The sequence below is a fragment of the Falsiroseomonas sp. RANM36 genome, from assembly GCF_056682175.1.
The window spans coordinates 45665-52937 of sequence record NZ_JBWXTD010000004.1; the positions used below are offsets into that span (position 1 = coordinate 45665).

At 73.5% G+C, this 7273-nt stretch carries 8 protein-coding genes; all 8 read right to left on the reverse strand.

Annotated features, from left to right (window positions below; translation table 11 throughout):
• A partial coding sequence (locus AC1MIR_RS13970) for an ABC transporter substrate-binding protein (RefSeq protein WP_480028804.1) occupies positions 1-325 on the reverse strand: 325 nt, incomplete at its 3' end.
• A gap of 24 nt (positions 326-349) precedes the next feature.
• Positions 350-1483, reverse strand: coding sequence for an NAD(P)/FAD-dependent oxidoreductase (locus AC1MIR_RS13975; RefSeq protein ID WP_480028805.1), 1134 nt, complete (start codon positions 1481-1483; stop codon positions 350-352).
• Positions 1483-2841: an FAD/NAD(P)-dependent oxidoreductase gene (locus AC1MIR_RS13980; RefSeq protein WP_480028806.1), complete on the reverse strand. Its 1359-nt coding sequence runs from the start codon at positions 2839-2841 to the stop codon at positions 1483-1485. Before AC1MIR_RS13980 ends, AC1MIR_RS13975 begins: the two co-directional genes overlap by 1 nt.
• Positions 2838-3110 carry a (2Fe-2S)-binding protein gene (locus tag AC1MIR_RS13985; RefSeq protein ID WP_480028807.1) on the reverse strand — a complete coding sequence of 91 codons (273 nt, stop codon included), beginning with the start codon at positions 3108-3110 and terminating at the stop codon, positions 2838-2840. The genes AC1MIR_RS13980 and AC1MIR_RS13985 overlap by 4 nt, the downstream gene beginning before the upstream one ends.
• Positions 3110-3802: an SDR family NAD(P)-dependent oxidoreductase gene (locus AC1MIR_RS13990; protein WP_480028808.1), complete on the reverse strand. Its 693-nt coding sequence runs from the start codon at positions 3800-3802 to the stop codon at positions 3110-3112. The genes AC1MIR_RS13985 and AC1MIR_RS13990 overlap by 1 nt, the downstream gene beginning before the upstream one ends.
• Positions 3795-4775: an ABC transporter ATP-binding protein gene (locus tag AC1MIR_RS13995; protein ID WP_480028809.1), complete on the reverse strand. Its 981-nt coding sequence runs from the start codon at positions 4773-4775 to the stop codon at positions 3795-3797. Before AC1MIR_RS13995 ends, AC1MIR_RS13990 begins: the two co-directional genes overlap by 8 nt.
• Entirely contained in the window at positions 4772-5881 is a 1110-nt protein-coding gene (locus AC1MIR_RS14000) for an NAD(P)/FAD-dependent oxidoreductase (protein ID WP_480028810.1), read from the reverse strand. Before AC1MIR_RS14000 ends, AC1MIR_RS13995 begins: the two co-directional genes overlap by 4 nt.
• Positions 5878-7273, reverse strand: a 1396-nt coding sequence (locus AC1MIR_RS14005; protein ID WP_480028811.1) for an FAD/NAD(P)-dependent oxidoreductase, incomplete at its 5' end; no start/stop codon positions are given. The genes AC1MIR_RS14000 and AC1MIR_RS14005, both read right to left, overlap by 4 nt.

A 7273-nucleotide genomic window follows, 5' to 3' on the forward strand; every position in this document is an offset into this window, starting at 1 on the left:
GCGCGCCGAAGCCGCCGTGGAACTGCACGCCGCGGCGCAGATGGAAGGTCCAGGTGCGGCCATCCGGGCTGCTTTCCCAACGCTCCGCGAGGTCTGGCTCGATCTCCGCCGGGTCGATCGAGCCGGGCTTGAAGCGCACCAGGCCGTTGAACATCCAGGCGACGATCACGCGGTCGATGGTGGAGACGGCGAAATGCGGGTCCAGCCGGCCGACATCCTGCGCCGCCATGCCGACGCGGAGCGTCGGGCCGGATTGCGCCTGGGCGGTCGCGGCGCCGGCCACGGCAAGGGCCGTGCCCAGCAGCGCAGCGCGAAGCGTCTTCATCCTCTTGTCTCCCTTCCTCTGTTCTCAGGCTCGCGGAGCCGTCCCGGATGCATCCTGCAACGCGAAACGGCCGATGTCGAAGGCTTCGAGCGGAACGTCGGTGCGGCCGTCCATCACCAGCTCCGACAGCGCCTGCCCGACGCCCGGGGCGAGCTGGAACCCCTCGCCGCAGAAGCCGAAGGCGTGAACCAGCCTGGGCGTCGTCCGCGAGGGGCCAAGCACGGGAAAGCCGTCGGCGAAGGTGCCGTCCGTGCCGCTCCAGCTGCGGATCACCATCGCCCCGGCCAGGCGCGGGATGAGCGCGACCGCGGCCTCCATGCTGCCGAGCGAGGCATCCGCGGAGGGGCGGGTGCGGGTGGCGTCCTGCTCGCCGCTGCCGCGGCCGCCACCGAAGATCACGTTGCCGCGCGCGATCTGGCGCAGATAGAGCCCGCCGCCGACGACGCCGAGGCTGTGCCGCAGGAAATAGGGCAGCGGCGCCGTCACCAGCATGTTCGGATGCAGCGGCGCGATCGGCACGGGCTCGTTGAACGTCGCGGCGAGCGTGCCGCCCCAGTAGCCGGCGCAGTTCAGCAGCCAGGGTGCGGCGAAGGTCGTGCCGGCGGCCTCCACGATGAAATCCGTGCCGTCATGCGCGGCGGCGGTCACGGCGTGGTGCTCGCGGATCTCCGCGCCGGCCTCGCGCGCGGCACGCGCGAGCGCGGGAGAAAGCAGGCGCGGATTGGCGGAGCCGTCCTCCGCGAGCAGGCTGCCGGCGACGACGCCCTCGCCGAAATAGGGATGCTCGTCGCGGATCGCGTTGCGTCCGATCATGCGCGTGACCAGGCCGTATTCCGCCGCGATCCGGTTCCAGCGGACGAGTTCCGCCTCGTCCGCCTCGCTGCGCGCGAGCTTGAGATGGCCGCAGGGATCGAACTCGGCATCGGTGCCGATCAGCTCGGGCAGGCGCGACCAGATCGCGCGCGACTTGACGGCGAGCGGGATGCCGGCCGGATGCCGGCCCTGCTGGCGCACGCCGCCGTAGTTCACGCCGGTCGCCTGGCTGCCGACCAGGCCGCGTTCCAGCACGATCACGCGGACGCCGCGGCGGGCGAGGAACAGCGCCGCGGAACAGCCCGCGCCGCCGCCGCCGACGATCAGCACATCGGCCCGGCGCATCACGCAGCCCCCGGCAGCGGGATGGGTTTCACCGGCGGCGGGCCGCGCAGGCGGCCGACGCGCTCGAGCGACACGCCCAGCGCCTCCGACAGGACTTCCGCCGCGGGCGGGCCGCAGACGCGGCCCTGGCAGCGGCCCATGCCGATCCGGCTGAGCGCCTTGGCGCGGTTCACCTCCGAGCCGCCGTCGCGCGCGGCGCTGCGCAGATCGCCGGCGGTGATCGCCTCGCAGCGGCAGAGCAGCGTGGAATCGTCCATCCGGCGAGCGAGGTTCGCGGGATAGGGAAAGGCGCGCTCCAGCGCGGCGCGGAAGCGCGCCTCGGTGCGCAGGCGGCCGTCGAGATGCGCGCGCAGCGCCAGGTCGGCGGGACGCCCGTGATCCTCGAGCAGCGCGAGTGCTGTGCGTGCGCCGGCGAGTTCCGCGACCTCCGCGCCGCCGATGCCGGCGCCGTCGCCGGCGAGATAGATGCCCGGGACGGGCGTCCGGCCGGCGGCGTCCTTCTCCGGGATCCAGGTGTGGCCGGTGGCATCGAAGCGGAACGGCACGCCGGCCAGATCGGCAAGCTGCGCCTCCGGCTTCAGGCCCCAGCCCATCGCGACGGCGTCGCAGGGCGTGACCTGCTCGCGCCAGCCGGAATCGCGCCAGCGCAGCGCGGTGGCCTTGCCCTCGCCCTCGATGGCGATGGGCGTCGCATCCTCCGCCATCGGCACGCCGCGCAGGCGCAGCGCGGCGGTGTAGCGCAGGCCGCGCAGGAATGTGGGCAGGTTCCACAGCAGGCCGGCCGCCGCCATCGCCTTCGTGGCGAAGGCCGTGGTGTCCAGCACCAGCGCGGGCGGCGCGCCGGCCTTGGCGTATTGCAGCGCGGCCAGCACCAGCAGCGGCCCGGTGCCGACGAAGACCGGCCGCGCGCCGATCGCGACGCCCTGCGCCTTGAGCGCGATCTGCGCGCCGCCGAGCGTCGTCACGCCCGGCAGCGTCCAGCCGGGAATCGGCAGGATGCGGTCCATCGCGCCGGTGCAGAGGATCAGCGCGTCATAGGCCAGCGTCTCGGATCGGCCGCCGGGGCCCTGGATGTCCAGCCGCCGCTCCGGCGCGCGGATGTTCCAGACCAGGGTGTCAGGCCGCCATTCGGCGCGCGGCTTCAGCGATTCCAGCGTGGCGTGCAGCGCGCGGGCTCGCCCGGCATCGGCGCCATAGACCGCGCGATGGCCGCGGCGGAATCCCGGCGGCGGGCGCTGGTAGATGCGCCCCCCGCCATCGGGCGATTCCTCCAGCCACACCGGCGCGAGGCCGGCGCGGACAAGCTGCTCCACCGCCCGCACGCCGGCCGGGCCGGCGCCGACGACCGCGACCCTCATCGCCGCAGCACCCGCATGCCCGCCTCGACCAGGGTGGTGCAGGCGCGCAATGTGCCGCGGCCTTCGACGAAGACCCAGCAATCCTGGCAGGCGCCCATCCAGCAGAAGCCGGCCCGCTCGCCGTCGGCGAACTCGCTGCGGCGCACATGGCCGAGCCCGGCTGCGAGCATCGCGGTCAGCAGCGTGTCGCCCTGCTTCGCGGAGACCGCCTCCTCGTCCACGACGAAGGACAGGGATGGCCTGTCCTGGTCCAGCAGCCGGGCCAGCATCACATCAACGCCTCGAACCGGCAGTTCACGCGCAGCTCGCCGATGGTCGCCGTGTTGGGCAGGCGCAGCACCGTCTCGATCAGCACCGCGATGTCTTCCGCGCGGCTCATCTGCTCGCGCGGCCATTTCGCCTGCGCCGTCATGTCGGTGGCGACGAAGCCGGGGCAGAGCGCGGTGGCGCGGATGCCGTGATCGAAGCCCTGGCGGCGCACCTCCTGCGTCAGCGCCACCAGGGCGAACTTGCTCATCGCATAGCCGGTGTTCTCGTTCGCCACGCGCTTGCCGGAGAGCGAGGCGATGTTGACCACCCTGCCCTCCCCGCCCGCGACCAGATGCGGCCAGGCGGCGCGGATCACGCGCATCGGCCCCTTCACATTGACGCGCCACATCGCGTCATGCGCGCTCTCGTCCGTATCCAGCATGCGCGCCATCGGGTTGATGCCGGCGGCATTGACCACCGCGTCCACCCGGCCGAAGCGCGCGACGGTCGCGGCGACCCACGCCTCCGCGCTGCCTTCCTCCTCCGCCTCGTAGCGATGCGCCAGCATGTCCGGCGCCTCGGGCAATTTGCGGGGATCGCGCAGGCCGGCGCTGACCAGCCAGCCCGAACCGTGCAGGCGGCGCAGCACCTCGCGCCCGATGCCGCGCGCAGCCCCGCTGACCATCGCCACGCGGCCGATCGGATCAAGCATGGGCCAGCACGCCTGTCGCGACATGGCAGCGCGCGGCGTGGCCGGGCGCGACCTCGGCCAGCGTCTGCTCGGCCTCGCAGCCGGCGCGCTTCAGCGGACAGCGCGGCGCGAAGCGGCAGCCCGGCGGCATCGCATCCAGCGGCGGCACGCGGCCGGGGATGGCCGAGAGCGCCTGTTCCGGCACATCGAGGCGGGGGATCGCGGAGAACAGCGCACGGGTATAGGGATGCTGCGGGTTCGCGAAGATCGCGCCGACTGGCCCCTGCTCCACCACCTCGCCCGCATACATCACGGCGACGCGATCCGCGATCTGCGCGACGACGCCCAGGTTGTGAGTGATGAACAGCACCGCCGTGCCGTGCTTCGCGCGCAGATCGGCCAGCAGCCCCAGCACCTGCGCCTGGATGGTGACGTCCAGCGCGGTGGTCGGTTCGTCGGCCAGCAGCACGATCGGGTTGCAGGCCAGCGCGATGGCGATCATCACCCGCTGGCGCATGCCGCCGGAGAACTGGTGCGGATACTCGCCGAGCCGCTGCCGGGCGGAGGGAATCTTCACCTCCTCGAACAGGTCCAGCGCGCGGTCCAGCGCGGCCTTGCGATCCATCCCGCGATGGATGCGCAGCGTCTCCGACACCTGGTCGCCGACCGTCATGACCGGATTGAGGCTGGTCATCGGCTCCTGGAAGATCATCGCCATCCGGTTGCCGCGGATGCGCTCCATCTCCGATTCCGGCAGGCCGGTGAGGTCGCGCTCGTCGAGCACGATGCGCCCGCGCGCGACCCGGCCGTAGGGCGGCTGCACCAGCCCCATGATGGAGAGCGCGGTCACGGACTTGCCGCAGCCGCTCTCGCCCACAAGCGCCAGCGTCTCGTCGCGCATGAGGTCGAGGGAGAGGTCCCGCACCGCCGCGTGCCACCGCCCCTCGATGCGGAATTCGGTGCGCAGCCCGCGGATCGTCAGCGCCGGCGTCATGCGTCGAAGCGCCGCTGGTCGAAGGGCGCGACAGGGAGGTTGGTGCCGCCGCGCGCCATCAGCTCCGCCACCGCGGCGCCGGCGGCGGGGGCAAGCTGGAAGCCGTGGCCGGAATAGCCGAAGGAGTGGAACAGCCCCGGCATGCTGCGGCTTTCGCCGATCACCGGGATCTCGTCCGGCGTGCGCGCCTCCGTGCCCGTCCATGTCCGCATGATGCGCGCGCCCTTCACGCAGGGGAAAAGCTCGGCCGCGATGCGCGCGGCATGAGCCAGGTTGCCGAACAGCACCGTGGAGGTCTCGTGCTCCGGGTCGTTCAGCCCCTGGTGCCCGCCGCCGATCACCACCGTGCCGGCCGCCGTCTGCTTGAAGGACAGCGCGCGGCCGGTCGGGCCGACCGTAGGTATGCAGAAATGCGGCAGGCGCTCCGTCACGATCATCATGCTGGCCTTGACGCCGCAGGGGATCTCCTCGCCGGCCATGCGGGCGATGCGCGTGGCCCAGGCGCCGGCGCAGTTGGCGACGCGCTCGGCCTCATAGGCGCCCTGCTCCGTCATCACCCGCAGCGTGCCGGCGCCGCTGCGCTCGATGGCCGTCACGCCGCTGCCCTCGATGATGGTGGCGCCGGCCTCCTGCGCCGCACGGCGGAAGGCCATGACGGTGCGCATCGGGTCCGCGCTGCCGTCGCCGCGCGCGACGAGCGCACCCACCACATGCGGCGCGATGGCCGGCAGCAGGCGGCGAACCTCCGCCTGGTCCACCACTTCCTCATGCGTCCAGCCGAGCGCGCGCACCTGCGCCGCGCGGGCTTCCAGCTTCCCGAGCTCGGCCGCGCTCTCCGCCACCTTCACCTGGCCGCCAGGCTGGAAGCCGCAATCGTCGCCGACCAGCGCGGCGATGTCCGACCACATCTCCCACGCCACCACGGAGAGCGCGATCTCCCGCAGGTCGCGGCCGAGACGGCGCACGCCGCCGGCATTCACGCCGGAGGAGTGTCGGCCGACATGGCGCCGCTCCAGCACCGTCACCTGCCAGCCGGGCATGCGCGCGAGATGCAGCGCGGTGGAAAGGCCGTGCAGCCCGCCGCCGATGACGACCGCGCGGTTCATTCTGCCAAGGCGGCGAGCTCGCCCAGCGTGAGCGGCTTGGTCGGGAAGCGCGTGCGGAAGGGGTCCACCTGCGCCGGGTCCACGCCGCGCGCGGCGGCGATCACCGCATGCACCGCCGGGCCGCAGACGCGCCCCTGGCACGGCCCCATGCCGGTGCGGGTGAAGGCCTTGGTCTGGTTGGAACCGAGGCAGCCGAGCGTCACCGCTTCCCGCACCTTGCCCGCGGTGACCTCCTCGCAGCGGCAGAGGATCGTCTCGTCGGGGATCGCGGAGGCGGGACGCGGCGGGAAGAGCGCATCCAGGAAGGGCCGCGCCGCAAGCTGACGATTGAGCGCAAGGCGCTCCGTGCCGGCTTCGGCATTGCGCTGGTCGGCGGTCATCCGGCCGAGCGCCCGCGCCGCCTCCAGCGCGGCAAGCCGGCCGGCATGCGCGGAAGCGCGCGCACCGCCGATGCCGCCGCCATCGCCCGCGACCATCACGCCCTCGGCGGTGGTGTTGCCCCACGCGTCCAGGCGCGGCTTCCAGCACGCCTGCACGGCGTCCCAGTCATGCGCGCAGCCCGGAATGGCGCGCGTGACCTGGGTGTTGGGCACCACGCCGTCATGCAGCAGCAGAAGGTCCGCCTCGTGCTCCACGCCATCGACGACGATGCGCGCCAGCCGGCCCTCGCCCTCCGCGCGGATCTCCTCGGCCTGGATCACGCGCACGCCGGCGCGCTTCACGGCCCGCTGCCAGGCGAGGCCCTTCAGCAGGTAGCCCGGCGCCATCAGCGCGCGCGGAAGATGGCGGAGCGCCGCGGGCGGGATGCCGTGCGAGAGATCCACGATGCCGGCAAGCCGGCCGCCCGCCTCGACCGCCTGCTTCGCATAGAGCCAGAGCAGCGGACCCTGCCCGGCGATCCAGACGCGCCCTTCCGGCACCAGGCCGGCGGTCTTGAGCGCGATCTGCGCCGCACCCACCGTCATCACCCCCGGCAGCGTCCAGCCGGGGATCGGCAGCGGCCGCTCCGTGGCGCCGGTGCAGAGCAGGATGCGCCCGGCGACGGCGCGGCGCGCCGCGCCCGCCTCGCTCCAGAACACCTTGCCGCCGGGCTCGACGGCCCAGAGCGTCGCGCCGAAGCGCGCCTGCACGCCGCCGGCACGCAGCGCGGCGGCGAGCTTCGCGCCGTCCTCGTCCTGATCGTCCTTCGCCGCGCGGCGCTCGATGCCGCGCTTGCCTTCACGCGCCTCGATGGCGCGCTTGCCTTCACGCGCCTCGATGGCGCGATGCACCTGGCCGCCCGGCCCGGCATTCTCGTCGAGCAGCAGCACCGACAGGCCGCGGCCGCGGGGCCCCGCCCCCCCCGCCCCCCCCCCCGCCCCCCCCCCCACGCCGACCAGGGCGACCCCCGAG

What these genes read in the sequence shown, in the direction of transcription:
- AC1MIR_RS13985 (WP_480028807.1), bottom strand. Translation starts at nt 3,110, where the DNA reads ATGCTGGCCCGGCTGCTGGACCAGGACAGGCCATCCCTGTCCTTCGTC.
- AC1MIR_RS13990 (WP_480028808.1), bottom strand. Translation starts at nt 3,802, where the DNA reads ATGCTTGATCCGATCGGCCGCGTGGCGATGGTCAGCGGGGCTGCGCGC.
- AC1MIR_RS13980 (WP_480028806.1), bottom strand. Translation starts at nt 2,841, where the DNA reads ATGAGGGTCGCGGTCGTCGGCGCCGGCCCGGCCGGCGTGCGGGCGGTG.
- AC1MIR_RS14000 (WP_480028810.1), bottom strand. Translation starts at nt 5,881, where the DNA reads ATGAACCGCGCGGTCGTCATCGGCGGCGGGCTGCACGGCCTTTCCACC.
- AC1MIR_RS13975 (WP_480028805.1), bottom strand. Translation starts at nt 1,483, where the DNA reads ATGCGCCGGGCCGATGTGCTGATCGTCGGCGGCGGCGGCGCGGGCTGT.
- AC1MIR_RS13995 (WP_480028809.1), bottom strand. Translation starts at nt 4,775, where the DNA reads ATGACGCCGGCGCTGACGATCCGCGGGCTGCGCACCGAATTCCGCATC.